Source organism: Blastomonas sp. CCH9-A1 (assembly GCF_001557175.1).
Lineage (GTDB): Bacteria > Pseudomonadota > Alphaproteobacteria > Sphingomonadales > Sphingomonadaceae > Blastomonas > Blastomonas delafieldii_A.
In genome coordinates this window covers 203,760-229,621 of the sequence record NZ_LSHM01000030.1, presented here as the reverse complement: position 1 = coordinate 229,621, position 25,862 = coordinate 203,760, and the positions used below count along the sequence as shown (strand labels likewise).

Sequence of the window (25,862 nt, the reverse complement as noted above, 5' to 3'; positions counted from 1 at the left end):
AAGCGCGACGGAGGTTTTCTCGTCACCCTGAACTTGTTTCAGGGTCCATTGTGCCTCCAGGCAAAGATGGAGAGACATCGCAAAATGGATCCTGAAACAAGTTCAGGATGACGGTTAGGGAAGGGCGAAGGAACGAGATGCAACCACTTGAAAGCATAGAGCCGCTGGGCCATGCCATCGCCATGCTGCTGCCGGGCATCGCCTCGCGCGCGGACGAGATCGAGCAGACGCGGCATCTTCCTGCCGATATTGCGCAGTCGATGGCGAAGGCCGGTGCGTTCAACATCCTGCGCCCCAAGAGCCTGCAGGGGCTGGAGCTGACGCCGATGGAGATGGTCGCGGTGCTGCACGCCATCGCGCGCGCGGAAGCCAGCGCGGGCTGGTGCGCGATGATCGGATCGACCACCGCGCTCAACGCGGCCTATCTCGCGCACGATGTGGCGAAGGAGATTTATGCCGACCCGCATTCGATCACCGGCGGCGTGTTCGCGCCGATGGGCCGCGCGGATGACAGGGGCGATCATTATGTCGTCTCGGGCCGCTGGCAATGGGGATCGGGCAGCGCCAATTGCGATTGGCTGTCGGGCGGCGCGATGATCTTCAAGGACGGCGAACTGCAGCGCTTCGACAATGGCGCACCCTATCACCGGATGATGATCTTCCCGGCAGAGCAGGCCGAACTGCTCGATACCTGGCATGTCATGGGGATGAAGGGCACCGGCTCGGGCGATTTCGCGGTGAAGGACATTATCGTGCCCAAGGAGCGCAGCGTGTCGCTGATCGCGGACAAGCCGGTCGAGCCGGGTGCGCTGTATCAGTTCCCGATCTTTGGCCTGCTGGCGCTTGGCGTCGCGTCGGTCGCTCTGGGCAATGCGGCGGGCGCGCTCGACGAGATCGAGGCGCTCGCCAAGGCCAAGAAGCCGCAAGGGGGGCAGCGCAGCCTCGCCGAACGCGGCGTCGTGCAGACCGAACTGATGCGCGCACAGGCGAAGCTCGGCGGGGCCGAGGCCTATCTGCGCGAATGCGTCGAAGCCTGCTGGCACGGCGCGACCGCGCGCGGCGAGCTCTCGCCCGAGGAGCGCGCGCTGCTGCGCCTTGCCGCGACCTATGCCACCGAGACTTCAGCCGAGGTGGCGAAGACCGCGTTCACGATCGGCGGCGGCAGCGCGGTGTATATGACCAGCAACCTGCAGCGCCGCTTTCGCGACGCGCATGTCGCGACCCAGCATATCGCCACCGCGAGCAGCGTGTACGAGCTGGTCGGCCGCGTCGCGATGGGACTGCCGACCGACCTCGCGATGCTCTGACCTCAGGCCAGCAGCGAGACGTTCCCGCCTGCCGCGGTCGTATCGATGCAGACATGGCGTTCGTGCACGCAGCGCGGCGCGAAACCGGCCTCGGTCAGCAGCGGCAGGATGGCACCCTCGCGCGCGGCCAGCGCCTTGCGGATCGCGCGCTGGTCTTCGCTGGTGCTCCAGATGGCGACCGCGTCGAAGCCCTGGATGCGCTGCAGATCGGGGCGCTCGATAAAGCCGTCGATCGCATGCGGCCCCTTGGCGCCCTGCACCACGATCAGCGCCGCACAGCCCTCGCCGCGCGCGATTTCCGCCTGCTGCGTTGCCGCCTCGACGCTCGGCCCGAGGCACAGCACCCGCCCGCGCGCGAAGGTCGATAGCACGTTCGATTCGCCCGTCGGCCCCGGCATGGTCTGCGTGTCGAGGGGCAGCTCAGTGACGCGCGGCAGCGCAGCGAGCGCCGCCTCGACCTCGGCCTGGCCTGCGATCCGCGTCAGCGGCGGCAGGTCGATCTGCGGTCCTTCGGCATCAGCAAAGCGCGGCAGATAGCGCGGCCCGCCCGCCTTGGGGCCGGTGCCCGAAAGCCCTTCGCCGCCAAAGGGCTGCGCGCCCACGACCGCGCCGATCTGGTTGCGGTTGACGTACATGTTGCCCGCATGGATGCGTGCGGTGATCGCGTCGACACGGGCATCGATGCGCGTCTGCAGCCCGAAGGTCAGGCCATAGCCGCGCGCGTTGATCCGCTCGACCAGCGCGTCGATCTCGCCCGCCTCGAAGGTCGCGATGTGCAGCACGGGCCCAAAGATTTCCTCGGCCAGATCCTCGATGCCGTTCACCGCGATCGCGGCGGGGCCTACGAACCAGCCGGTCTCGGGCGCATCGAGCTGCTTCAGCAACCGGCCGTCGCGCCGCGCCGCCTCGATATGCGCGGCGATCTTCTCGCGCGCCGACTGGTCGATCACCGGGCCGACATCATTGGCCAGCCACCACGGATCGCCGAGCGTCAGCGCATCCATCGCGCCAAACAGCATTTCCTTCAGCGAATCGGCAATATCGTGCTGCACGTAAAGCATGCGCAGGGCTGAGCAGCGCTGGCCCGCCGACTGGAAGGCCGAGGCGACGATATCGCGCACCGCCTGTTCGGGCAAAGCGGTCGAATCGACGATCATCGCGTTGAGGCCGCCGGTCTCGGCGATCAGCATCGCATCGGGGGCGCAGCCTTCGGCCATGGCGCGGTTGATCGTCTGCGCGGTCGCAGTCGATCCGGTGAAGCAGGTGCCGGCGATCGCCGGATCGCTGGTCAGCACCGCGCCGACCACCCGGCCCGGTCCCGGCAGCAGCTGAAGCGCGGTGACGGGAACGCCCGCCTCGTGCAGCAACCGCGTGGCGAGATGTGCGATTAGCGGCGATTGTTCCGCCGGTTTTGCCAGCACGGCATTGCCCATGGCGAGCGCGGCGGCAATCTGCCCCGTGAAGATCGCCAGCGGGAAATTCCAGGGCGAGATGCAGGTGATGATTCCGCGTGGGCTCGATGCGGGCGCGGCGAGCGCCTCGGCGGCATAATAGCGCAGGAAATCGACCGCCTCGCGCAATTCGGCAATGGCGTCGGGTGCGCACTTGCCTGCCTCGCGCGCGAGCAGCGCGAAAATCTCGCCATGGTTCGCTTCGAACAGATCGGCAGCGCGGGTCAGCGCTGCGGCACGTTCGGCCACCGGCGTGTCCCAGATGCGCGCGGCGGCGATCGCGGCCCTGGCCTCGGCTTCGCCGGCATCGGTGACGGTGCCCACCTGCCGGTCGGTCTGGGCGGGGCTGAACACCTCGCGCGGTGCTGTGCCCGAACCCGCTTCGACCGCGAGGATCGGGGCGGCCTGCCACTGATGGTCGGCAAACGCCCCGCGCGATTCGAGGAATTCATTGAGGTCCGCGCGGTTGGCGAGGTCCCAGCCGCGCGAATTGACGCGCGACGGGGCATAGATCGCGGCGGGGCGGATGATCTTCGCATCGGCCTCGGCGCGCGCCGCCTCGAGCTGCTCGAACGGGTCGGCAGCGATCGCCTCGGCGGGCACGGCATGGTTGGCGAGCTGGTTGACGAACGAGCTATTCGCGCCGTTCTCCAGCAGGCGGCGCACCAGATAGGCGAGCAGTTCGCGGTGGCGCCCGACCGGTGCATAGATGCGCGAGCGGACCTTTTCGTTGCGCAGCAGCGCATGGTGCAGCGGTTCACCCATGCCGTGGAGGCGCTGGAACTCGAAATCGTCGCGGTTGCCGGCCATCTCCAGGATCGCCGCGACGCTGTGCGCATTGTGCGTGGCGAATTGCGGATAGATGCGGTCGGTGAGCCGCAGCAGCTGCGCGGCGCAGCAAATATAGGATATGTCGGTCGCGGCCTTGCTGGTGAACACCGGAAAATCGGGCACGCCATCGACCTGCGCGCGCTTGATCTCGCTGTCCCAATAGGCACCCTTGACCAGCCGCACCATGATCTTGCGGTCGAGCGATTTCGCTAGCTTGTACAGCCAGTCGATGACGAAGCTGGCACGACGCCCGAAGGCCTGGACGACAACGCCCAGGCCATCCCAGCCCGCGAGCGTGGGATCGTTCATCACCAGCTTGATGATGTCGAGCGACATGCCCAGGCGATAGGCTTCCTCGGCATCGATATTGAGCCCGATCTTCGCATCGCGCGCGGCGCGGGCGAGTTCGAGCACCCGGTCGGCGAGCGCGGGGACGCATTCGTCTGCCTTGCTCATCTCGTAGCGCGGGTAGAGCGCGGAGAGCTTGATCGACAAGCCCGGATTGGTCCGCATGTCGTCGGTCTTGGCGGCATCGGCGATCGCGCGGATCGCGTTCATGTACGATGCGAAATAGCGGTCGGCATCGGGGAAGGTGAGCGCGGCCTCGCCGAGCATGTCATAGCTGAAGGTCGCGCCTTCCGCCGCCCATTTGCGCGAGCGCTTGAGCGCCTCGTCCATGTCCTCGCCTAGCACGAACTGGTTGCCCAGCTCCTTCATCGCGCGGCGCACGGCAGCGCGGATGACGGGCTCGCCCAGCCGCTTGATCGCACCGCGCAGCGCATCGAGCGGCCCCTTGCTCGACGGGCCTTCGAGCACCGACTGCGTCATGGAAAGCGCAAAGGTGCTGGCATTGACCAAAGTGTTTTCCGACTTGCCGAAATGCTCGCGCCAGTTGGCAGGGCTGATCTTGTCCTCGATGAGGTCGTCGATGGTCTCGGCATCGGGTACGCGCAGCAGCGCCTCGGCCAGCGTCATCAGCGCGAGGCCCTCGTCGCTCGACAGGCCATAGGTGCCGAGGAAGCTTTCCATCAGCGTCGGGCCCGAGGCGGCGCGGACATCCTCGACCACGCGCACCGCGCGCGCACGGATGCGCGCACGCAGCTCGGGCGAGGGGGCGTAGTTCGCCATCAGATAATCGAGCACCGCGCCTTCATCGGCACGATGGTGAGCGCGCACGGCATCGCGCAGCGCAAGCAATTCGGTCATGGGTGTCGGCCTTTTCCGGGGAGGACCATGGCGCTGCCCCTTACAGATATTTGCGGGCAATTGAAGCCTTGCAAGGCGCCATGCGTCACAAAGCGGTGGGTAGCCGCATGGAACGCCGCCAAAACGGGCAGAAATCGCTTTGCACCGGCAATTGTTACAGATATGCGGCGGTTTTGTGACAGGGGACACGCCATTCGCCAGATAGCTGCATTGCCGTATCGCACGGCGCGTGACGATGTGAACGCGCCGGTGACGATCCTGCTCGTCACCTCGCGCGAGACGCGGCGCTGGGTGCTGCCCAAGGGCAACATGATCGAAGGGCTGCAACCGCACGCCGCCGCCGCGCACGAGGCGGAAGAAGAGGCGGGGGTTCGCGGTGCGGCCTGCCCGACGCCGCTCGGCAGCTATCGCTATCGCAAGAAGCGCAAGAACGGCGCGATGCTCAATGTGACGGTCGAGGTGTTCCCCTTCTCGGTGACCGACGTGATGGACGAATGGGAAGAGCAGGACCAGCGCGACCGGCAATGGTTCTCGCTGGAAGAAGCCGCGCAGATGGTGGATGAGCCCGAGCTCGCTGAACTGATCCGCCGCTTCCGCGCCAGCGACGCCGACCGTCGCATCGCCAAGGGCGGTTTTCTTCCAGATACGCAAAAGGCTTCACCGAAAATGGCGGTTTTTTCTTGGGTCCAGGCCCTTCTGCCCAAGCAGGGCAATTTCTTCGAGCTGTTCGAGGCGCATGCGCTGACGCTGCTATCCGGTTCCAACGCGCTGGCGCGGCTGCTCAACGGCGGGCCGGGCATGGCGGATCACGTGCAGGAGCTGGTCGAGCGCGAGCATGAGGCCGACCAGATCACCCGTGAGGTGCTGCAGACCGTGCGCCGCACCTTCCTCACCCCGTTCGACCGCAGCGCGATTACCAGCCTGATCGGCGCGATGGACGATGCCATCGACGAGATGCAGAAGACCGCAGGCGCGATCGACCTCTACGAGGTGACCGAGTTCAAGCAGGAGATGAAGGATATCGCCGCGATCATCGTCGATTGCGCGCGGATCACGGTCGAGGCGCTGCCGCTGCTGCGCAGCGTCAACAAGAACGCGCAGCGGCTGCACGAACTGACCGAACGCCTCGTCATCATGGAAGGCCATGCCGACGAGATCCATGCGCGCGGGCTGAAGGCATTGTTCAAGGAACATGGCGCGGCGAGCCCCATCCAGTTCACCGTCGGGCGCGAGCTGTTCATGCATCTGGAGCGCGTGGTCGACCGGTTCGAGGATGTTGCCAACGAGATCGACGGTCTCGTCATCGACCACGCCTGACGCGCGCCGCACCCCATGGAAACCACCATCATTGCCATGCCGCTGCTGATCGCGCTGATCGCGCTCGCGCTGGCGTTCGACTTTCTCAATGGCCTGCACGATGCGGCCAATTCGATCGCGACCGTGGTGTCGACCCGGCTGCTCAAGCCCGTGCACGCGGTGCTGTTCGCGGCGTTCTTCAATTTCGCGGCCTATTGGATCTTCGGGCTCAAGGTCGCCGAGACGATCGGCAAGGGCATTATCGATGCCGATATCGTCAACCCGCAGGTGATCTTCGGCGCGCTGGTCGGGGCGATGTTCTGGAACGTCGTCACCTGGTGGAAGGGCATCCCGTCCTCGTCGAGCCATGCCCTGGTCGGCGGGCTGATCGGCGCAGGGGTGATGCGCGCCGGGCTTGACGGCATCGTCTGGTCGGGGGTGCTCAAGACCGCCTCGGCGATCGTGCTGTCGCCAACGATCGGCATGATCCTGTCGATCCTGCTGGTGGTGCTCACCTCCTGGATTTTCCTGCGCGCCACCGCCAAGCGGGCCGAGGGCGTGTTCAAGAAGCTGCACCTGGTCTCGTCCGCCGCCTATTCGCTCGGCCATGGCGCGAACGACGCGCAGAAGACGATGGGGATCATCACGGTGCTGCTCTATTCGCAGGGCATGCTGGAGGGCGAGTTCGCGGTGCCCGAATGGGTGGTGCTGAGCTGCTACATCGCCATCGCACTTGGCACGCTGTCGGGCGGGTGGAAAATCATCGAGACCATGGGCACGCGCATTACCAAGCTGTCGCACCAGCAGGGTTTCTGCGCCTCGTCGGGCGGATCGGTGATGCTGTTCGCCGCGACGGCGTTCGGCATTCCGGTCTCGACCACGCACACGATCACCGGCTGCGTCGTTGGCGTGGGGGCGGCACGGCGCGCCTCGGCGGTGCGTTGGGGCGTCGCCGGGCGGGTGGTCATCGCCTGGCTGATCACCATTCCGGCTTCGGCTGCGGTCGGCGCGCTGTTCTACTGGCTGACGACGATCTGGGGCTAATCGGTACCGCCGGGATCAGATGATCCCGACATCCTTGCCCGCTGCCTCGAAGATACCAAGGATTTGCGTGACCTGCTCGCTTGAATGCTCGGCGCAGAGCGAGCAGCGCAGCAGTGTCATGCCGGCAGGGGTTGCGGGCGGGCGGGCGAGGTTGACGTAAAGGCCGCGTTCGAGCAGCGCCTCCCACATCTGTGCGCCCTTGAGCATGTCGGGCATGATCACCGCGATGATGCCGCTCTGCGCCTCAGGCGTACCCAGCGAGAAGCCGAGATCGCGCAGGCCCTGGTGCAGGCGCTTGCTGTTCTCCCAAAGATGCGCGCGCTTGTTGCCTGCGTGCATGAGCTTGCGGATGCTGGTCGCGGCAGTCGCGACGACGCTGGGCGGCAGGCTGGCGGTGAAGACATAGGGGCGGCAGACGAGGCGCAGCACCTCGAACTTGGGGTGGTTCGACACGCAGAAACCGCCGACCGTGCCGACCGACTTGCTGAACGTGCCGATGATGAAATCGACATCGTCGATCACGCCCGCAGCTTCCGCAACGCCCCGGCCATGTTCGCCGATAAAGCCCATCGAATGCGCCTCGTCGACCAGCACCATGGCGCCGGCGGCCTTGGATACCGCGACCATCTCCTTGAGTGGGGCGATGTCGCCCAGCATCGAATAGACGCCTTCGAGAACGACCAGCTTGCCCGCTTCGGGGGGCAGGCGCTTCAGCCGCTTTTCCAGTGCTTCGACATCATTGTGGCGGAAGGCGACGATCTGCGCGTTGCCCAGCGCGCAGCCGTCATAGATCGAGGCATGGCTGTCGATGTCGAGGATGATGTAATCGTCCTTGCCCGCCATGGTCGAGATGATGCCCAGATTGGCCTGGTAGCCGGTGGAAAAGACCATCGCATGGTCCATTCCATAGAATTCCTTCAGCGCTTCCTCGCACTCGCGGTGTCCGGCATAGGTGCCATTGAGCACGCGGCTGCCGGTGGTGCCCGATCCGAAACTGTCGAGCGCCTGCTTGCCGGCTTCGAGCACGTCGTCGTCAAAGGTCATGCCCATATAGTTGTAGGTGCCCAGCAGGATCGTCTCCTTGCCGTTGCACATCGCGACCGTGGGCGATTTGACCGATTCCATCACCAGCGAGAAGGGATCGCGCACGCCGGTGGAAAGCAGCGCCTCGCGCTCGCCGATCAGGGCGTCGAACTTGGAAAACAGGTCGGTCATTCGGGGGTCTCTACACGGTTGGGGAAGGTGCGCACGATAGCGCGGGGTCAGGCGGTGAGCTTCTCGACCGCGGCGACCAGCTGGCCGACGGTCTCGATCTCGGCCTGCATGTTCATGGTGATGATGATATCGAACTCGTCCTCGATCGCCGCGACGAAATCCATGACGGTGAGGCTGTCCCATTCCAGATCGGAGGCGAAGGTGGTGCTCTCGGTCAGCGCGACGCCCTTCTTGTTGAAGGGTTCGATCTGCGCAGCAATCCGGTCATAAATGGCGGTGTCGGTCATGTCGTGCTTTCATCCGTAACGGTTGTCTCTGCCCATGCCCCGCGAATGCGGCACAATCGCGGCAGCTTGTTGCAGCCAGAAGGGCAGTGCAGGGGCGCTTGTCAAGCGCAGTGCGGCTGTGTCATCAATCTGTCATGGAAGAGGGTGGGGTGAAAATGCGAGTCGATGCGAGCCGTCCGGCGATCCCGAGCCCCTGGCCGCAGACGCCGCACACCTTCTCTCCGCACGCGATTCACCTCATCCGTACCTCGGTGCAGACCAACCTGTCCCTGAGCCAGATGGCCGATCAGAAGGCGAGCATCCTGATGGGTGCGACGTTCGTGGTGTTCACCATCGCAGTCGGCCAGGCGCGCGGCGGCAATGTCAGCCTGCCGCTGATGGTGCTGGCGCTGTTCGCCTTCCTGTCGGCCATGTGCGCGGTGTTCGCGATCCTGCCCTCCGTGCGCGGCACGCCCAAGCCGAAGGCCGACGTGCCGCCCGGGGCGACCAATTTCATGTTTTTCGGCAATTTCTCGCAGATGACCGAGGATGATTTCGCCGATCTGGTGATCGACCAGCTGCACATGGACGAGACGATCTTCCGCACCATGCTGCGCGACGTGCACCAGAACGGCATGGTGCTGCAGCACAAAAAATACCGCTATCTGGGCCTTGCCTATCGGCTGTTCCTGATTGGTCTCAGCATCACCTTTGCGCTGTTCGTCGTCGAAATGGCTCTCGGGCACCCGCTCATCAGCGTTTGAGCCACCCGTTGGCGCGATACCAGCGCGCGGTTTCGGCCAGCCCTTTCGGCGTCGCTACTTCCGGTTGCCACAGATCGCGCGGCGGGCGACGCAGCGGATCGGATGTCCAGTCGCTATGCGCGATATAGCGCGCACGATCGGGTGTCAGCTTGGCTTTCTTGCCGCGCAGCAGCCGGTCGGCGCGCGCTGCCATGAACAGGGCCGGCTTCGGCGCGCGCGCGGTGCGCACCTTGCGCCCCACCGCGCGGCCCAGCGCATCGGCAAAGCCCTCATGGCTCCAGCCCTGCGGGGTTCCGTCATCGGCCTCGTAGATCGCGTGCACATCGCCCGCGCCGCCCGCGAGCCGCACCAGCAAGGCGGCCAGATCGGCGACATGGATCACCGACATGCGCCCGCTCGGCGGCAGCATGACCAAGCCTTTTGCCGCCATGCGGAACAGGTCGAGCATCTCGGTATCGCCCGGGCCATAGACGGCAGGCGGGCGCACCATGATCCAGTCTAGGCCGGAGGCGGTGACGCGGTCCTCGGCCTCGGCCTTGGACCAGCAATAGTTGGACAGGGCGCGCTCGCGCGCTGCCAGCGACGAGACATGAACGAAGCGATCGACGCCCGCCGCTTTTGCCGCGGCGAGCACGTTCTCGGTCCCGGTAATGTTGCCCGCGATGAAGCCTGCCCGATCGGGCGCGTTGACCACACCTGCGATATGCAGCGCGACATCCGCGCCTTCGCAGAGCTGCGCAAGGCTGGCCGGATCGTCGAGCGCGCCTCGCACCCAGGTGACGCCTTCGCGTTCGCGTTGCGGCTTGCGGGCGAGCGCGCGAACGCTGTGTCCTGCGGCAAGCGCCTGATCGATGGTCGCGCCGCCGACAAAGCCGGTGCCGCCGGTCATCGCGATCACGCTCACAGCAGCACCATCTGGTCGCGATGGACAAGTGCGCTGCGCGGTGCATAGCCCAGTATCTCGGCAATACCATCGCTGCGCAGGCCGATGATGCGCGCAGCATCGCTGGCGTCATATTCGCTGAGGCCGCGTGCGATCACTTCGCCGCTCGCCGTCACGATCTCGATCACGTCGCCGCGCGCGAACTTGCCTTCGATGGCGGTTGCGCCCGCTGGCAACAGGCTCGATCCCTTGGCGAGCGCGGAAACGGCGCCGGCATCGACCGTAATCCTTCCGCGCGCGGTCATCCGTCCGGCCAGCCACAGCTTGCGGCCCTTGCCCTGCTTGCCGGCGGTGAACACGGTGCAGCGCCCGGTCTCGTCGAGCCGCTTCAGAGGGTGTTCGTGCGTGCCATTGGCGATGGCGAGATGCGCGCCCGCGCTGGTCGCGATCCGCGCGGCTTCAAGCTTCGACAGCATGCCGCCCGATCCCATGCCCGAAGCCGAGCCGCCATCGGCCATCGACCGGATCCGCGCATCGATCCGCGCGACGTTTTCAATCAGCCGCGCATCGGGGTCGCTCTTCGGATTGGCGGTATAGAGCCCGTCGACATCGGAGAGCAGCACCACGCCACCCGCGCCCGCCGCCTGCGCGATGCGCGCGGCGAGCCGGTCGTTGTCGCCGAAGCGGATCTCCTCGGTCGCGACCGAATCGTTCTCGTTGATCACCGGAACGACATCGAGCGCGATCAGGCGACGCAGCGTCGCCGAGGCGTTGAGGAAGCGCCGGCGATCCTCGAGGTCATCCAATGTCACCAGCATCTGCGCGGCGGTGATGCCGTGTGCGCCGAGCAGTTCGGCCCAGCACTGGCTCAATGCAATCTGACCGGTCGCGGCGGCGGCCTGTGCATCCTCGAGGCTCGCGCGGCCGCCCTTGGGCAACCCGAGCCGCCGCGCGCCGAGCGCGATCGCGCCCGAGGAGACGATGACGATGCGCTGGCCGGCCTTGATCCGCGCGGCAATATCCGCGACCAGCGAAGCGAGCCATTCGCGCCGCACCTTGCCCTCGGGCGCGACGAGCAGCGCCGAGCCGACCTTGACGACGAGGACTGGGCATTGCGTGGGGGAGAGGGGTGCGGGGGCGTTCATCGGTCTCTTCCTTGTTTTCCGGCGAAAGCCGGAATCCAGAGCGAACGCAATGCTATCTCGCCCCTAGACTCCGGCTTTCGACGGAGAACGGCTTAACTCGTCAAATTCAAACCGGCGACCATGTGCCCGGCTCGTCATCGCGATCCGGGTCCACCCCTTCGGGCTGTTCGGTCGCGGTCACATGCGGCAAATATTCAAGCAGCGCATCGAACAGCTGCTCGATGCCCTTGCCGGTCGCACCCGAGATCGGGAACACCCGGTCCGCCCCCTCCGCAATCAGCTCGCTGGCGAAATGCTGCATCAGTTCGTCGTCGAGCAGGTCGCCCTTGTTGAGCGCGACCAGCTTCGGCTTCTCGTCCAGCCCAGCGCCGTAATTTTCCAGCTCGCCATCGACGATGCGCATCGCCTCGACTGGATCGTCGCCATTGGCGTCGATCAGATGGATCAGCACCTGGCAGCGCTCGATATGGCCGAGGAACCGATCGCCAATGCCTGCGCCTTCCGCCGCGCCCTCGATCAGGCCGGGAATATCGGCGAGCACGAATTCGCGGTTGCGGTGGCGCACCACGCCCAGTTGCGGGCGCAGCGTCGTGAATGGGTAATCGCCCACCTTGGCATGGGCGTTGGTCACCTGGTTGATGAAGGTGGACTTGCCCGCATTGGGCAGGCCGACCAGCCCCGCATCGGCCATCAGCTTCAGCCGCAGCCACACCCACATTTCCTCGCCCGGCCAGCCCGGCCCGTGCTGGCGCGGCGCGCGGTTGGTGCTGGTGGCGTAGCTCAGGTTGCCGCGCCCGCCATCGCCGCCGCGCAGCAGCGTGATGCGCTGGCCGGCATGGGTGAAGTCGGCGAGCACGTCTTCCTTGTCTTCGGACAGGATCTGTGTGCCCACCGGCACCTTGATGATCAGATCATCGCCGCCCGCGCCGGTGCGGTTGCGGCCCATGCCGCCGGTGCCGCGCTTCGCCTTGAAATGCTGGGTATAGCGAAAGTCGATCAGCGTATTGAGACCGCTGACCGCTTCGAAGATGATGTCGCCGCCCTTGCCGCCATTGCCGCCATCGGGGCCGCCATATTCGACATATTTTTCGCGGCGAAAGGACACTGCGCCCTGTCCGCCCGCACCGGAACGAATGAAAATCTTGGCTTGATCGAGAAAATGCATGGCCGCGCCCCTAACGGAAAGCGGTGCGAAACGCCAGAGTAACCGAATCGGCGCTAGATGGCTGCGTCAGGATGACGGGGCAGCGCGTCGCATTTTGCGCGCAGCCCCTTGCCTGAGGCCTCAGAAATACGATATTCGAGACGACCTATGCACAGCACGACAATCCGTTCAGCGTCTCCCCGACGCCTCGCTGCCATCGTGGCAGGCGATGCAGGCCTGGTCGTGCGCGCCGGGCCCGATCGCGAAGACGATGACGGTCCGCCCGATATCGGCATTGCGGTCAAGACCCGCGCCAAGTCGAAAAAGCCCAGCCAGTACAAGGTGCTGATGCTGAACGACGACTATACCCCGATGGAATTCGTGGTACTCGTGCTCAAGCGCTTCTTCAGCATGAACATGGACGAGGCGACCCGCGTCATGCTCCACGTCCACCAGAAGGGCGTCGGGGTGTGCGGGATCTTCACTTACGAGGTCGCCGAGACCAAGGTCAATCAGGTGATGGACTTCGCCCGGCAGAACCAGCACCCGCTGCAGTGCACGCTCGAGAAGGTTTGACCTTTCGGGCCTTGGCGCCCTCTTGCACCAGCCCGTGCAGCCGCTAAACAGCGGCGATGGACAAGATCATCATTCGCGGCGGCAAGCCGCTCTCGGGCCGTATTCCGATTTCCGGAGCCAAGAACAGCGCGCTGACGCTGCTGCCGTGTGCGCTGCTGACCGATGAGCCGCTGACGCTGCGCAACCTGCCGCGGCTCGCCGATGTCGACAGCTTCGGGCATCTGCTCAACCAGCTCGGCGTCTCGACGATGATCGAAGGCGCGCGGCCCGAGGATTTCGGCCGCGTGATGACGCTGCGCGCGGGCCGGGTGACCTCCACGGTCGCGCCCTATGACATCGTGCGCAAGATGCGCGCCTCGATCCTGGTGCTGGGCCCGCTGCTCGCGCGCGCGGGCGAGGCGACCGTCTCGCTGCCCGGCGGCTGCGCGATCGGCAACCGCCCGATCGACCTGCACCTCAAGGCGCTCGAGGCTCTCGGCGCGGAGATCGAGATCACCGCAGGCTATGTTACCGCGCGGGCGCCCAAGGGCGGGTTGCCTGGCGGCGATTTCGGCTTCCCCGTGGTCTCGGTCGGCGCGACCGAGAATGCGCTGATGGCCGCCGTTCTGGCCAAGGGAACGTCGACGCTGCGCAACGCCGCGCGCGAGCCGGAGATTGTCGATCTGTGCAACCTGCTCGTTGCGATGGGCGCGAATATCGAGGGCATCGGCGGATCGACCCTGGTCATCCATGGCAAGGACCGGCTGCACGGTGCGACCTATCGGGTGATGGCCGATCGCATCGAGGCGGGCAGCTATGCCTGTGCCGCCGCGATCACCGGCAGCGCGCTGGACCTGATCGGCGCGAAGCTCGACGAGATGGAGGCGACCATTGCCGCGCTGCGCCAGGCGGGCGTGCACTGCGAGGAAATCGCCGACGGCATCGCGGTGCGTCCCAATGGCAAGCTGCAGGCGCTGACCCTGTCGACCGCGCCATTCCCCGGCTTTGCCACCGACATGCAGGCGCAGTTCATGGCGATGCTGTGCCTCGCCGAGGGTGCAAGCGTGCTGACCGAGACGATCTTCGAGAACCGCTACATGCACGTGCCCGAACTGAACCGCATGGGGGCGCATATCGAGGTCAAGGGGCGCACCGCGGTGGTGCACGGCGTCGAACGCATGGTTGGCGCGCCCGTCATGGCGACCGACCTGCGCGCCTCGATGAGCCTGATCATCGCTGGGCTCGCGGCCGAGGGCGAGACCGAGGTTAACCGGGTGTACCATCTCGACCGCGGCTATGAGCGGCTGGAAGAGAAGCTGCAGGCGGTGGGCGCCGATATCGAACGCGTCGGCGGGGATTGATCATCGCGCCACGTTTTCCGGCGAAAGCCGGAATCCAGGGCGAGATGGCACAATCCGGCTCCTGGGCTGCGGCTTTCGCCGGAGAACGTAAAGCGCTGAGCACCAACCGATCAATTCGCGCGTTCCCCCCCCTGGTCAGGGAGGGGAGTCCTGTTGTGCGGCTTGACTATCCGCAGCGCCACCGCGCGCCTCTATCACATCCCTGACCAGCCAAAGCCTTATCGCACTCGCCAGATTGGGCGGCTCCTCCACCGCGATCCGCTCGACATCGATCTGCGCGACGAGGGCGTTGAGCGGCAGGCCGCGCGCTTCGGCGGCGGCCTTGAGCAGATCCCAGAATAGCGGCTCCAGGCTGATCGAGGTCATGTGCCCGGCGATCTGGATGCTGCGCTTGACCGGGCCGTGGAACAGATCTTCGGGCGGGATCGTCATGCAGGCGGGTAGAGCCGGTTCATTTCGGCGACATTGTTCGCGATGATCTCCTCGAGCACATCCATGTCCACCTGATCGAGCCGGCTGATGTACAGGCACGATTTTTCCATCTTGTGCTTGCCGAGCCGGCCGAGCAGCGCTTGCTGCTGCCGCGCGGCGGCATCGTCGCAAGTGCCGCACATCAGGTAGATGCTGTGCTTGCCCTTGCGCGGTGCGAAGCCCGAGCGCATCGCGGTGTCGCTACGGCCGCTATCATAGGTGTAATCATAGGAGCCGAAGCCGATCATGCTCGGCCCCCACATTTTCGCGGGTTCGCCGGTGATGCGCTCGTACAGCGCGACCAGCGCACTTGCTTCCTCGCGCCGCCGCTCGGGCTCGAGCGCCGCGACATAGGCCGCCACATCCGCGTTGGTGGCCACGGTCTTGTTCTGCGCCTCAGCCATCTTGCATCCCCCTTGCTGACCGCCTAAAGGCTAGCACGTCTGATGGGGAGTAGCCAACCGGCGCCATGCCGGTCCGTGCGTCAACACACTTGGCCGAGAGGCCATGGCGCAAGGGTTTCCGGGTCCTTGGGATCCGGCTTCCGGCAAGACCGATGACACCTGAACCCATTGTCCGGCCGGGCAGGGGCGATGGTGCCATTGTGTCCACTTGCTGCCCGGCCCTGAAAGTCTCGTCGGATGGAAGCCTTTCTTGCCTCGCTGTCGCTGGTCGCGCTCGCCGAAATGGGCGACAAGACCCAGCTTCTTGCGATCCTGCTCGCTGCGCGCATGCGCAAGCCGGTGCCGATCATCGCCGGCATCTTCGCCGCAACGCTTGCCAACCATTTTCTTGCGGCGCTGGTGGGGCAGCAGGTCGCCGGTTTGCTCGACAGCCCCGCCTTCCGCTTCGCCATTGCCGGCGGGTTCATCGTGATGGGCCTGTGGGCGCTGATCCCCGATAAATTCGACGAGAATGACGAGCCCAAAAGGCGCGGGGCGGGCGTGTTCGTCACCACGCTGGTCGCGTTCTTCCTGGTCGAGATGGGCGACAAGACACAGATCGCCACCGTTGCCATGGGCGCGCATTACCAGAATGTCGTCGCGGTCACCGCCGGAACCACTTTGGGCATGATGATCGCCAATGTCCCCGCCGTGCTGCTGGGTCACAGGATCGAGCGGATTTTGCCGATCCGCGCGCTGCAGATCGGCGCGGCGCTGATGTTTGCGGGGCTGGGCCTGTGGATCGCCGCACAGACCGCCGGCTGGGTGTGATGACCCTTGCCCCCATGCCCCCGCGCTGTTAGGCGGCGCGCAATCTCGTTCAGCAGGAAAGTGGCTTCATGGCTCAAGGTGTCAAGCGCGTCGTTCTGGCCTTTTCGGGCGGTCTGGATACCAGCGTCATCCTGAAATGGCTGCAGCAGACCTATGATTGCGAGGTGGTGACCTTCACCGCCGATCTCGGCCAGGGCGAGGAGCTGGAGCCCGCGCGCGCCAAGGCGCAGATGATGGGCGTGAAGCCGGAGCACATCTTCATCGACGATCTGCGCGAGGAATTCGTGCGCGATTACGTGTTCCCGATGATGCGCGCCAATGCGCTGTACGAGGGCACCTATTTGCTCGGCACCTCGATCGCGCGGCCGCTGATCGCCAAGCGGCAGATCGAGATCGCGAAAATGGTCGGTGCCGACGCGGTCAGCCATGGCGCGACCGGCAAAGGCAACGATCAGGTGCGGTTCGAGCTCGGCTATTACGCGCTCGAGCCCGATGTGAAGGTCATCGCCCCCTGGCGCGAATGGGACCTGACCAGCCGCACGAAGCTGATCGAGTTCGCCGAGGCGCACCAGATCCCGGTCGCCAAGGACAAGCGCGGCGAAGCGCCGTTCTCCACCGACGCCAACCTCTTGCACACCTCGTCCGAGGGCAAGGTGCTGGAAGATCCTTGGGATGAAGTGCCCGATTATGTCTATTCGCGCACCAACCATCCCGAAGAGGGGCCGGATACGCCGGAATATATCACCATCGATTTCGAACGCGGCGACGGCGTCGCGCTGAACGGTGAGGGGATGAGCCCCGCGACGCTGCTTGCCAAGCTCAACGATCTCGGCAAGACGCACGGCATCGGGCGGCTCGATCTGGTCGAGAACCGTTTCGTGGGCATGAAGTCGCGCGGTATGTACGAGACGCCTGGCGGCACGATCTATCACATCGCGCATCGCGGGATCGAGCAACTGACGCTCGATCGCGGCGCGGCGCACCTCAAGGACGAGCTCGCGCCGCGCTATGCCGAGCTGATCTATAACGGCCTGTGGTTCAGCCCCGAGCGCGAGATGCTGCAGGCGGCGATCGACCATAGCCAGAGCCATGTTACCGGCACGGTGCGGCTGAAGCTGTACAAGGGCAATGCGTGGGTCGTGGGCCGCAGGTCGCCTTATTCGCTGTACAGCGAAAAGGTGGTGACGTTCGAGGACGATGCGGGCGCCTATGACCAGAAGGATGCGGAAGGCTTCATCAAGCTCAACGCGCTGCGGCTGCGGCTGCTGGGCCGCCGTCAGGGCTGAGGGCGACAGGTGGCGGCGCGCGGAGCGGAAAACAACCGCCTGCTGGTGCAGGGCCTGACCTATTCGGGCGCGCTGCCGTTCATCGCGGGCGCGGTGAGCCATGTCGTCGGTTTTGGCGACGTCAATGCGGCGAACCTGACCTGCTATTGGGCGTTCACCATACTGATGTTCATGGCAGGCACGCTCTGGGGCATCCAGGTGGTCGCACCCGAGCGGGTGACGCCCAATCTGTTCCTCGCCAGCAATGCAGTGGTGCTGGGCACCTGCGCTGCGCTCTGGTTCGTGCCGTTCAACGAGGCGGCGCTGCTGTTCGCTTTGGGCTTCGGTGTGCTGTGGTGGCTCGACAAGCAGGCAGTGCGCGCAGGAGCGACCGATGCGGCCTATGGCACGATGCGCAGCCGGGTGACGGGAATCGTTGTTGCCTGCCTGGTCGTCCTCGCCGTGGTGCCGATGGGGGCGATCCCGATTTTCTGACCGTTGCGAATTGCGCTGCTGACTCCCCTCCCTGAAAGGGAGGGGCAGGGGGTGGGTCCGCGAGATTACGCTACGATCGGCGCAAACGACCCACCCCTAACCCCTCCCTGGCCAGGGAGGGGAACGCGAATCGTCGTGAGGGTGGTGCTTGCCGAAACGCCTTTGTTACGCCCCAATGAAACATTCGTGTCGGCACACTTTAATCCATTGCTATCCACCATTTTATCCACAGCGAAGCCGCGCTGGCTGTGGATAACTCATGCAATTTTGCTGGTCGCGACTCGGGTCTCGTGACACCTTCAAGAGGTCGGAAGGACAGACGGAAAGCGGACTGAAAGTCTGAAAAACCAAGCGAATACAGCGATGTAGAGCGCAGGTTTGAGAGCTGGAGAGACCGCCCGGACCGGAAGCTGGCAGCAGTGAGCGGTGCGGATGGAAGGCCGGTGTTATGCACAGGCCGGAAGGGATGGCCCCAAGGGTTCCGGAGCAGCAGTGCTAGGGAGTGCAAGGGGCGGTCTGAAAAGGTTCGGATGGACGGACGATGATCGGCAGGCAGGCAAGATGCGGGTCGCAAGACCTGGATGGAGCGGTCCGCCGGTGCGATGCCTCAGGGCAGGGCCTTAAGGCTCAGGACATTCGGTTAACGCGCACGGCTTTTCGGAGTGGTGTTGCTGGGGCCGGATGATCTGAACCGGATGGCGCAAGCCGGGGGTGTCAGGCAGAGCGCGGACTTGGGGCGAAGGTCTTCGGACCAGGGGCCCTCGGGCCAATCGACCCAAGCCTCGCGCGAAGCCGGACGCCGGAAAGGGTGATCGGGATCGCAGGCGGCACGCAAGCAGCGATGCGGGCGTGCAACCATCGACAGCCTGGAACGGACATGTCAGCCCCACCGCTCGCGGCGCGGCAGACAGACCATCTTGAGGCGGGAAACCGCTTTCACGGGCATCGGATCAACGATCCGGAAAGCCAGATCAGGCGCAGTGGGGGCCGACAGCAATGTCGGCCCCCGTTTTGCGTGTGCGCCGTGCAGACTGCGATGCGGCGCTTGATGCGGACGGGCGATGGCAATAGGCTGGGTGCCTTGAAACGCGCGGTTGAACGCCATGGGCGAGGCGCATCGGAAGGGGGATCGATGACAGGAAAGATGTTCGCAGCGGCTGCAACGGCCGTGATGCTCGTGGCACCCGCCATGCCCGCCAGTGCGGCCACTCCGGCGGAACTCGCCGCCGCCAAGCGCTATGTCGAAGGCATCTATGCCAAGCTGCCCGGCGATTTCGACTATCGGTCGGCGCGTTATGCGCCCGCGCTCAAGGCGCTGATCGCCAAGGACGATGCCTGTGCGGAAGCCGGGGGCGGCATCTGCGTCATCGACACCGTTCCGTTTTGCGACTGTCAGGATACCGGAAGCGATTACAAGCTCCTCAGCAGCACCGTCGTGGCCAAGGGCGACGCTGGCGCGCGCGTCACCGTGCAGATGCGCAACGGCGGCCCGAAGCGCTATTCGGTCGATCTGGTGTTGATCAAGGGCAGCTGGTTCGTCAGCGACATCGTCACGCCGACTACGCCCAGTTTTGCTGCCAAGCTGCGCAGGGAGCTGAAATAGGCCAGTCCGAATTGCCTTGCGGCCCCCCCGCCGATCTCAAGACCACCATGTGCCTCCCCGCACGGGGGTTGCGCATTTCCCATGGCCCGGTAGGACACGCTCAAGGGACAAAAGGGCAGGACCATGGATCGCAAGCTTACCTGGTATATTTTCGCCGGCATGGTGCTCGGCGTGGCGGTCGGTTATGCCGTCCATGTCGGCGTCGCGGCGGACAGCCCGATGTTCGAATATATCACCAAGACGTTCAAGCTGCTCTCGGACATCTTCCTCAACCTCATCAAGCTGCTCGTCGCGCCGCTGGTGCTCTCGACCATCGTCGTCGGCATTGCGCATATGGGGGACAGCAGTGCCTTGGGCCGCATCGGCGTGCGTGCACTGACCTGGTTCATCACAGCCAGCTTCATCTCGATCGGGCTCGGCCTGTTGATGGTCAACCTGTTCCAGCCGGGCATCGGCGCGCCGATTCCTGAAGCGGCAGAAGCCGCCAAGATGGTCGGCGAGGTGAAGAAACTCGACGCGTGGGAGTTCACGCTATCGATCTTCCCCAAGAACGCGCTCGAGGCACTCGCGACCAACAACATCCTGCAGATCCTGGTCTTTTCTGTGTTCGCGGGCGTGGCGCTTTCGGCCATTGGCGAGAAGGGCGCGGCGCTGGTGCGCGGGTCCGAAGCGCTGGCCGAGATGATGCTGCAGATCACCGGCTATGTGATGCGCTTTGCACCCATCGCGGTGTTCGGCGCGATCGCCAAGGTGGTAGCAGGCAGCGGGCTTGCGATCCTGGGCACCTATTTCGAGCTGCTGGTCGAGTTCTACGCCTCGCTGGTGCTGCTGTGGATCATCCTGCTGACGATGGGCTGGGTTTTCCTGCGGGCCAAGATCTGGCAGCTCATCCGCTATATCCGCGAACCGCTGCTGATCGCCTTCTCGACCGCCTCGTCGGAGGCCGCGCTGCCCAAGATGTTCGAACAGCTCGACCGGTTCGGCGTGCCGCGCCGCATCTCGGGCTTCATGCTGCCCTTGGGCTACAGCTTCAACCTTGATGGCTCGATGATGTACATGAGCTTTGCGACATTGTTCATCGCGCAGGCTTATGGCATCGACCTTTCAATCACCACGCAAATCCTGATCCTGCTGACGCTGATGGTCTCGTCCAAGGGCATCGCCGCCGTGCCGCGCGCGAGCCTGGTGGTCATCACCGGCACGCTCGCGCAATTCGGCCTGCCGGTCGAAGGCGTGGCGATCATCCTCGCCATCGACCAGTTCCTCGACATGGGCCGCACAGCAACCAACGTCGTCGGCAACGCGGTCGCCACCAGCGTCATCACCAAATGGGAAGGCATGCTGGAAGTGCCCGAGCCGGCCGAAATGGAGCTTCCCCATGCACCGCACGACACGCCCGAGCATGGCAAGCGCGGGCTCGATCTCCCTGTCGGCGAATAAGAAAAGGGCCAGCCGTTGTGCACGGCTGGCCCTTTGAATTTCAGCGTTGAACGAGCGGATCAGTCGATCGTCACGGTCACCGCGCGGCGGTTCTGGGCCCAGCTTGCCTCGTCCGAACCCATGGCGGCGGGGCGTTCCTTGCCATAGCTGACGACGCGCAGGCGCGACTCGCTGACGCCCAAGGAGACCAGATAGTTCTTCGCTGCATTGGCGCGACGTTCGCCGAGCGCGAGGTTGTAATCGCGGGTGCCGCGCTCGTCGGCATGGCCCTCGATGATCGCCTGCTTGTTAGGATACTGCGCCAGCCACTGCGCCTGGCTCTGCAGCGTGATCTGGTCGTCGGCATCGACATTGTAGCGATCGAGATCGAACAGGATGCGGTCTGAGCGCACCTTGGCGAGGAAATCGGCCTGGCTGCCGGGAACGGCGACATTGCCGACGCCCGAATTGTCCTGTCCCTGCGAATTGTCGACTGCCGGACCCGGCGCGGGCGGCAGCTCAGGCGGAGCCTTTTTGGCGCAAGCGCCCAATGCGATGACGGCAGTGGCCAGGACAAGCGTGTTGCGGACAGTTCTCATCGAGCGTCTCCTTCTTGTGGGGGGCCATACAGACGACACAGACTAGGCCCCGTGGGGAATTGCGGGGTGTCTGGCAGCATGCCGTTCGGGCCCCATTGTGAAACATAACCAATGTTAACCTGAAGGAAGTCTGACTCCATTCATCGCAAGGGTAAACCCACAGGAACCATAAAAGGCTCCCATCAGGGCAGGATCGGGCCCCAGGCGGGGTCGGACCCATCGACCGGGGTCGGCAGGCGGCGCTCGTTCGCACCGGTCAGGTCCACCTGCCACACGGTCGAGCTGACCGCGCCGCGCCCGGTGCGGAAGAACTGAATCACGCGGCCATTGGGCGCCCAGGTCGGGGCCTCGTCCTGCCAGCTGTTGGTCAGCAGCCGTTCGCCGCCGCCCGAGGGGCTCATCACGCCGATGCGGAAATTGCCCTGCATCTTGGTGAAGGCGATCAGGTCGCCGCGCGGGCTCCATTCGGGCGTGGCATAGCGCCCACCGCCAAAGCTGATCCGGCGCTGGTTCGATCCGTCGGCGTTCATCACATAAAGCTGCTGGCCGCCGCTGCGGTCGCTTTCGAACACGATCTGGCTGCCATCGGGCGAGAAGCTGCCGCCGACATCGATGCCGGGGCCGTCGGTGAGCCGCACCGGCGTGCCGCCTTCGGCCGAGATCTTGTAGATGTCGGTATTGCCGCCGATCGCCATCGAATAGAGCAGATACTTGCCATCCGGCGACCAGCGCGGCGCGAAGGTGGGGTTGCGACTCTGCGTGACCAGCCGCTGGCGACCGGTGCCGAGATCATAGACATAGATGCGCGGGTTGCCGTCGACATAGCTGAGATACGCGATCTGCTTGTAATCGGGCGAGAAACGCGGGGTCAGCGCGGTCGACTGGCCATTGGTGATGAACCGGTGGTTCGCGCCGTCCGAATCCATGATCGCCAGCCGCTTGGTGCGGTTCCCCTTGGGGCCGGTCTCGGCGATATAGGCGATGCGGCTGTCGAAGAACGGGCTTTCGCCCGACAGGCGCGAATAGATGCTGTCGGCGCATTTGTGCGCGGCGCGGCGCCAGTCCGCCGGTTCGACGACAAAGCCCTGGCGGGTCAGTTCGCTGCCCAGCGCCACATCGTAGAGATAGCAGCCCACGGTGATCTTGCCGTCGCCATTCGATTTGACAAAGCCCTGGATGAGGGCGGCGGCGCTGCGGCCCTGCCAATAGGGGAAGGTCGGCGCGGTGACCTCGTCGACGGTGATGCGCTTCACCGCATTGCGCCCGATGGGCTTGAACAGGCCCGACCGGTCGAGGTCCGATGCGATGACGTCGCTGATGCGGTTGCCGAGATCTTCGGTGGTGCCTGCGAGCGTGTTCTCGCTCTGCGGGGTGGGAAGGGCAGGGACCGCGATGACGAGGTCCGCGCTGCCGGCATTGTCCACATCCACCGCCAGCTGGGCGTGCGCGGGGGTGGCCATCATGGCGACCACACCAAGCGAGAGCCCGACAAACCACCTCCGTTTGTCCCGAGCGTGTCGAGGGACGTATGCGCTACCCTTTCGATCACGTCTCTCGACTTCGTTCGGGACAGACGGGGAAGTGGAGAGGAAAGAGGTGATGGTGCGCATAGCTTACAATCCCAGGTAGAAGGTTGGCTCGATGGTCTGCCATTCCGCATAATATTGCGCGGGGAACTTGAACGGGGCGGCGCGGCGGACGGCGGCGATGGCGCGCTCCTTGTGCAGCGCTTCCTGCGCGCGGTTGCTCGCATTGACCCCGGTGGTCGTGGCCTGCGGCGTTCCGACGATATTGCCGTTCTCATCCAGCTTCACGACGACCCGCGTGCGCAAGAGTTCCGCGTCCGCGCCGGTCGGCGGCACCCAGTGCGGCTTGACCTGGCGCAGCAGCTCACGCTGCAGCGAGGCGACCACCGCCGGGCCGATGGTGGCGGCAGGCGGGGTCTGCGCGCGGCTGGTCGAAGGCTTGTCGGTCACGCCCTCGAGAAAATCCTTGCCGATCCGCGGTGCGCGCGCGGTGGTATTGGGGCTGGCCTTGGCGGGCGACGAGGTGGACGGCTTGGCCGCTGGCGTCGATTTGGGCTTGTCGGGGCGGCGACGCTCGGACGTGTCGGCAGGGGGCTTGGGCTTGGGCTTCTCGGCCGCCTTGGGCTGCGGCTTGGCGGGCGGAGGCGGGGTGCTGCGCGCGGGCTTGGGCACGGGGGCAGGGCGCGGCTTTTCCGCCGCCTTGGGCTTGGGCGGGGCGGGGCGCTCGATTGCCTTGGGCGCGGGCGGTTCGGGTCGCTTGACCGGGGGCGGCGGCGCGGGTTCGGGCTCGCTCTGGGCGGCGGGCGCGGCTTTCTCGACCTGGGGTGCGATCTCGGGAGCGGTCGCGGTTGCCGCCTCGACATTGGGCGTAGGCGATTCGGATTCCAGCCCCACCTCGTCGGTGAGCTGCACCTCGATCGGCTTGACCGGCATCTTCAGCTCGCTGCGGCTGGCAATGCCGAGCGACAGTACGCCGAACAGCGCGACATGACCGACCACCGCCACCGAAAGCCCAAGACGCTCGCTTTTCTCCATTCCTGTGCTCGTAAGCCTTTCTGCTCAACCGGTTATGGGCGGTCGGATGAACCGGTGGTGACCAGCGATACGCGGTTGAGGCCTGCGCGGTTCAGCTCACCCATCACCAGCATCACCTTGCCGTAATCGAGCGAGCGATCGGCACGCAGCATCACCTGCGGCGCATCGCCATTATCCTCGCCGCGCTGTTTGCGCAGCGCCTCGAGCGCATCGGGCAGGTCGTCCATGCTGACCTCAGCGTCGTCGATGAACGCCTGGCCCTCGGCGTCGAGCGAGATCTGCACCGGCTCCTTTTCCTGTTCCAGCGCATTGGCGCGGCTATCGGGCAGGTCGATCGGAACGCCCGCCACCAGCAGCGGCGCGGTGACCATGAAGATGATCAGCAGCACCAGCATCACGTCGACGAACGGGGTGACGTTGATCTCCGCCATCGGCGCGCGCGAACCGCCGCGCCGCCGCCCGCTGCCGCCCGAGGGGCCAACTGACATGGCCATCAGAAGCTGTCCTTTTCGAGCTCGCGGCTGAGTTCGCCGTGGAACGCGTCGGAGAAGCGGAAGAGCTTGCCCTCCAGCTTGTTCAGCCGGTGCGAGAAGCGGTTATAGGCGATGACCGCCGGGATCGCCGCGAACAGGCCGATCGCGGTCGCGAACAGTGCTTCGGCAATGCCCGGCGCAACAACCGCGAGCGAGCTGTTCTGCTCGGCGGCGATCGCGGTGAAGCTGCGCATGATCCCCCAGACGGTGCCGAACAGGCCGACGAACGGCGCGACCGAACCCACCGTGGCAAGGAAGTTCAGCCGATCGGACAGGGTATCGATCTCGTGGCCCACGCTTGATTGCATCGCGGTGGCGAGTCGCTGGCGGGCGCCGTCGCGATCGGTGACGCGACCCTTGGTGGTGCGCCGCCATTCTGCGACCCCCGCCGCAAGCACGCGCGCGCTCGGCAGCTTCTCGTGCCCGCGCGCCTTGTAGAACGCGTCGATATCGCCTGCCTTCCAGAAATCCTGCTCGAACGCGGTGTTGTCCTTGCCGATCCTGGCGATCTTCAGCCCGAAGCTGATGATGATCGTCCAGGTCCAGATGCTGGCCAGCGCCAGCCCGATCATCACCAGTTTGACGACGAGATCGGCCTGCATGAACAGCTTGAGCGGCGACAGGGTGACGGCATCGGGGGTCAGGCCCATGGTATCGATCATAGCGGGGACGGGTCTTTCTGGTCGGTAGCAAGGATGGTGTTGAACGCCTCCACCCAGGCGCGCGGCTGGCGGATGGGGCGCCCCTCGGGGTTGATGAAGGCAGCGGTAACCTCTGCCTCCAGCAGTGTCTCAAACGATTCGACGACAGATTGGCTGCGCCGGATGACTCGTTGATGAATGATGCACGCCGCGGCGCGCAGCCGAGTGACCTGGCTCATCACGATCAGCGCATCGTCCATCTTCGCCGGGCGCACGAACTTGAGTGTCATGTCGGCGACGGCATAGACGCCGTTGCCGGTCTCGAACGTGCCGCGCTGGTCGATGCCGAGACGGCTCAGCATGTCCGATCGCGCACGCTCCAGATAGCGCAGATAGTTGGCATGATAGACAATGCCTGAAAAATCAGTGTCCTCGAAATAGACGCGCAGCGCGAAATAGTGCGTGCGCCCCTCGAACCGGCCAGCGAACGGGATGATGTCGGGAGGAACCATGGCCATCCGCTTAGAGTCTTTGCGACATCAAAGGCAAGGCTTGGCGGCCCGCATTGGAACATTAATGCCGATTGCCTGCTG

26 protein-coding genes and 1 riboswitch are annotated in these 25,862 nt (G+C 65.1%); of the genes, 11 read left to right on the top strand and 15 right to left on the bottom strand.

What is annotated here, in order from left to right; all coding sequences use genetic code 11:
- The first annotated feature begins 137 nt into the window (after positions 1 to 137).
- Positions 138 to 1,307: an acyl-CoA dehydrogenase family protein gene (locus tag AX725_RS09005; RefSeq protein WP_060977496.1), complete on the top strand. Its 1,170-nt coding sequence runs from the start codon at positions 138 to 140 to the stop codon at positions 1,305 to 1,307.
- 2 nt (positions 1,308 to 1,309) lie between these two features.
- Here AX725_RS09005 and putA read toward each other — a convergent pair whose 3' ends face one another.
- Positions 1,310 to 4,795, bottom strand: coding sequence for a bifunctional proline dehydrogenase/L-glutamate gamma-semialdehyde dehydrogenase PutA (gene putA, locus AX725_RS09000; RefSeq protein ID WP_066114502.1), 3,486 nt, complete (start codon positions 4,793 to 4,795; stop codon positions 1,310 to 1,312).
- Positions 4,796 to 4,957: 162 nt separating this feature from the next.
- Between putA and AX725_RS08995 the strand changes: the two genes are divergently transcribed.
- Positions 4,958 to 6,112, top strand: coding sequence for a DUF47 family protein (locus AX725_RS08995; protein WP_231725735.1), 1,155 nt, complete (start codon positions 4,958 to 4,960; stop codon positions 6,110 to 6,112).
- Between the two features lie 15 nt (positions 6,113 to 6,127).
- Positions 6,128 to 7,135 (top strand): inorganic phosphate transporter, encoded by a 1,008-nt coding sequence (locus AX725_RS08990; RefSeq protein WP_060977498.1) that lies wholly within the window; start codon positions 6,128 to 6,130, stop codon positions 7,133 to 7,135.
- A gap of 15 nt (positions 7,136 to 7,150) precedes the next feature.
- Here the strand turns inward: AX725_RS08990 and spt are convergent, their stop codons facing one another.
- Both spt and AX725_RS08980 read right to left on the bottom strand, forming a co-directional pair.
- Positions 7,151 to 8,350: a serine palmitoyltransferase gene (gene spt / locus AX725_RS08985; protein WP_066046184.1), complete on the bottom strand. Its 1,200-nt coding sequence runs from the start codon at positions 8,348 to 8,350 to the stop codon at positions 7,151 to 7,153.
- A 47-nt stretch (positions 8,351 to 8,397) separates the two neighbouring features.
- The gene (locus tag AX725_RS08980; protein ID WP_023836291.1) at positions 8,398 to 8,637 is read right to left on the bottom strand and encodes an acyl carrier protein; all 240 of its coding nucleotides are present in this window, start codon (positions 8,635 to 8,637) and stop codon (positions 8,398 to 8,400) included.
- A gap of 155 nt (positions 8,638 to 8,792) precedes the next feature.
- On the opposite strand from AX725_RS08980, the gene AX725_RS08975 reads away from it, so the two are divergent.
- A complete protein-coding gene (locus tag AX725_RS08975) occupies positions 8,793 to 9,380 on the top strand; it encodes a Pycsar system effector family protein (protein ID WP_060978837.1) in 588 nt (195 codons plus the stop codon).
- Here the strand turns inward: AX725_RS08975 and AX725_RS08970 are convergent.
- From AX725_RS08970 to obgE, 3 genes are all read right to left on the bottom strand, one after another.
- Positions 9,370 to 10,284 carry an NAD-dependent epimerase/dehydratase family protein gene (locus AX725_RS08970; protein WP_060978824.1) on the bottom strand — a complete coding sequence of 305 codons (915 nt, stop codon included), beginning with the start codon at positions 10,282 to 10,284 and terminating at the stop codon, positions 9,370 to 9,372. The genes AX725_RS08975 and AX725_RS08970 overlap by 11 nt on opposite strands.
- Positions 10,281 to 11,408 (bottom strand): glutamate 5-kinase, encoded by a 1,128-nt coding sequence (gene proB / locus AX725_RS08965; RefSeq protein WP_060978825.1) that lies wholly within the window; start codon positions 11,406 to 11,408, stop codon positions 10,281 to 10,283. Before proB ends, AX725_RS08970 begins: the two co-directional genes overlap by 4 nt.
- A gap of 106 nt (positions 11,409 to 11,514) precedes the next feature.
- Complete coding sequence (gene obgE, locus AX725_RS08960) at positions 11,515 to 12,573, bottom strand: GTPase ObgE (RefSeq protein WP_060978826.1); 1,059 nt, start codon at positions 12,571 to 12,573, stop codon at positions 11,515 to 11,517.
- Positions 12,574 to 12,720: 147 nt separating this feature from the next.
- Here obgE and clpS point away from each other — a divergent pair, with 147 nt between their 5' ends.
- Positions 12,721 to 13,128 carry an ATP-dependent Clp protease adapter ClpS gene (clpS, locus tag AX725_RS08955; RefSeq protein WP_081096850.1) on the top strand — a complete coding sequence of 136 codons (408 nt, stop codon included), beginning with the start codon at positions 12,721 to 12,723 and terminating at the stop codon, positions 13,126 to 13,128.
- 56 nt (positions 13,129 to 13,184) lie between these two features.
- The gene (gene murA / locus AX725_RS08950; protein ID WP_060978827.1) at positions 13,185 to 14,468 is read left to right on the top strand and encodes a UDP-N-acetylglucosamine 1-carboxyvinyltransferase; all 1,284 of its coding nucleotides are present in this window, start codon (positions 13,185 to 13,187) and stop codon (positions 14,466 to 14,468) included.
- A gap of 135 nt (positions 14,469 to 14,603) precedes the next feature.
- On the opposite strand, the gene AX725_RS08945 is transcribed toward murA, so the two are convergent.
- Together AX725_RS08945 and AX725_RS08940 are read right to left on the bottom strand one after the other, a co-directional pair.
- Complete coding sequence (locus AX725_RS08945; RefSeq protein WP_060978828.1) at positions 14,604 to 14,900, bottom strand: ribbon-helix-helix domain-containing protein; 297 nt, start codon at positions 14,898 to 14,900, stop codon at positions 14,604 to 14,606.
- The gene (locus tag AX725_RS08940; RefSeq protein ID WP_060978829.1) at positions 14,897 to 15,343 is read right to left on the bottom strand and encodes a DUF1801 domain-containing protein; all 447 of its coding nucleotides are present in this window, start codon (positions 15,341 to 15,343) and stop codon (positions 14,897 to 14,899) included. The genes AX725_RS08945 and AX725_RS08940 overlap by 4 nt, the downstream gene beginning before the upstream one ends.
- 38 nt (positions 15,344 to 15,381) lie before the next feature.
- Positions 15,382 to 15,559: riboswitch (yybP-ykoY riboswitch) on the top strand.
- 21 nt (positions 15,560 to 15,580) lie between these two features.
- Here AX725_RS08940 and AX725_RS08935 point away from each other — a divergent pair.
- The 3 genes from AX725_RS08935 (at position 15,581) to AX725_RS08925 (ending at position 17,913) form a co-directional block, all read left to right on the top strand.
- Positions 15,581 to 16,153, top strand: coding sequence for a TMEM165/GDT1 family protein (locus AX725_RS08935; RefSeq protein WP_060978830.1), 573 nt, complete (start codon positions 15,581 to 15,583; stop codon positions 16,151 to 16,153).
- Positions 16,154 to 16,221: 68 nt separating this feature from the next.
- Positions 16,222 to 17,439 (top strand): argininosuccinate synthase, encoded by a 1,218-nt coding sequence (locus AX725_RS08930; protein WP_060978831.1) that lies wholly within the window; start codon positions 16,222 to 16,224, stop codon positions 17,437 to 17,439.
- A 9-nt stretch (positions 17,440 to 17,448) separates the two neighbouring features.
- Positions 17,449 to 17,913 carry a DUF3429 domain-containing protein gene (locus tag AX725_RS08925; protein WP_060978832.1) on the top strand — a complete coding sequence of 155 codons (465 nt, stop codon included), beginning with the start codon at positions 17,449 to 17,451 and terminating at the stop codon, positions 17,911 to 17,913.
- Positions 17,914 to 18,793: 880 nt separating this feature from the next.
- On the opposite strand, the gene AX725_RS21270 is transcribed toward AX725_RS08925, so the two are convergent.
- Positions 18,794 to 19,018 carry a hypothetical protein gene (locus AX725_RS21270; protein ID WP_156444711.1) on the bottom strand — a complete coding sequence of 75 codons (225 nt, stop codon included), beginning with the start codon at positions 19,016 to 19,018 and terminating at the stop codon, positions 18,794 to 18,796.
- Positions 19,019 to 19,045: 27 nt separating this feature from the next.
- Between AX725_RS21270 and AX725_RS21265 the strand changes: the two genes are divergently transcribed.
- Together AX725_RS21265 and AX725_RS08915 are read left to right on the top strand one after the other, a co-directional pair.
- Positions 19,046 to 19,516 (top strand): YqhG/Tai3 family protein, encoded by a 471-nt coding sequence (locus tag AX725_RS21265; RefSeq protein WP_066044247.1) that lies wholly within the window; start codon positions 19,046 to 19,048, stop codon positions 19,514 to 19,516.
- 123 nt (positions 19,517 to 19,639) lie between these two features.
- On the top strand, positions 19,640 to 20,956 hold the full coding sequence (locus tag AX725_RS08915; RefSeq protein ID WP_060978834.1) for a dicarboxylate/amino acid:cation symporter: 1,317 nt from the start codon (positions 19,640 to 19,642) through the stop codon (positions 20,954 to 20,956).
- Between the two features lie 59 nt (positions 20,957 to 21,015).
- Here the strand turns inward: AX725_RS08915 and pal are convergent, their stop codons facing one another.
- From pal to AX725_RS08885, 6 genes are all read right to left on the bottom strand, one after another.
- The gene (pal, locus tag AX725_RS08910; protein WP_060978835.1) at positions 21,016 to 21,534 is read right to left on the bottom strand and encodes a peptidoglycan-associated lipoprotein Pal; all 519 of its coding nucleotides are present in this window, start codon (positions 21,532 to 21,534) and stop codon (positions 21,016 to 21,018) included.
- A gap of 182 nt (positions 21,535 to 21,716) precedes the next feature.
- The gene (gene tolB / locus AX725_RS08905) at positions 21,717 to 22,997 is read right to left on the bottom strand and encodes a Tol-Pal system beta propeller repeat protein TolB (RefSeq protein ID WP_060978836.1); all 1,281 of its coding nucleotides are present in this window, start codon (positions 22,995 to 22,997) and stop codon (positions 21,717 to 21,719) included.
- 150 nt (positions 22,998 to 23,147) lie between these two features.
- Complete coding sequence (gene tolA / locus AX725_RS08900; protein ID WP_066119113.1) at positions 23,148 to 24,095, bottom strand: cell envelope integrity protein TolA; 948 nt, start codon at positions 24,093 to 24,095, stop codon at positions 23,148 to 23,150.
- Positions 24,096 to 24,127: 32 nt separating this feature from the next.
- Positions 24,128 to 24,589, bottom strand: coding sequence for a protein TolR (gene tolR, locus AX725_RS08895; RefSeq protein WP_060977971.1), 462 nt, complete (start codon positions 24,587 to 24,589; stop codon positions 24,128 to 24,130).
- Complete coding sequence (gene tolQ / locus AX725_RS08890; protein ID WP_060977972.1) at positions 24,589 to 25,290, bottom strand: protein TolQ; 702 nt, start codon at positions 25,288 to 25,290, stop codon at positions 24,589 to 24,591. The genes tolR and tolQ overlap by 1 nt, the downstream gene beginning before the upstream one ends.
- Positions 25,287 to 25,787 (bottom strand): YbgC/FadM family acyl-CoA thioesterase, encoded by a 501-nt coding sequence (locus AX725_RS08885; RefSeq protein WP_060977973.1) that lies wholly within the window; start codon positions 25,785 to 25,787, stop codon positions 25,287 to 25,289. The genes tolQ and AX725_RS08885 overlap by 4 nt, the downstream gene beginning before the upstream one ends.
- Between the last annotated feature and the right edge of the window lie 75 nt (positions 25,788 to 25,862).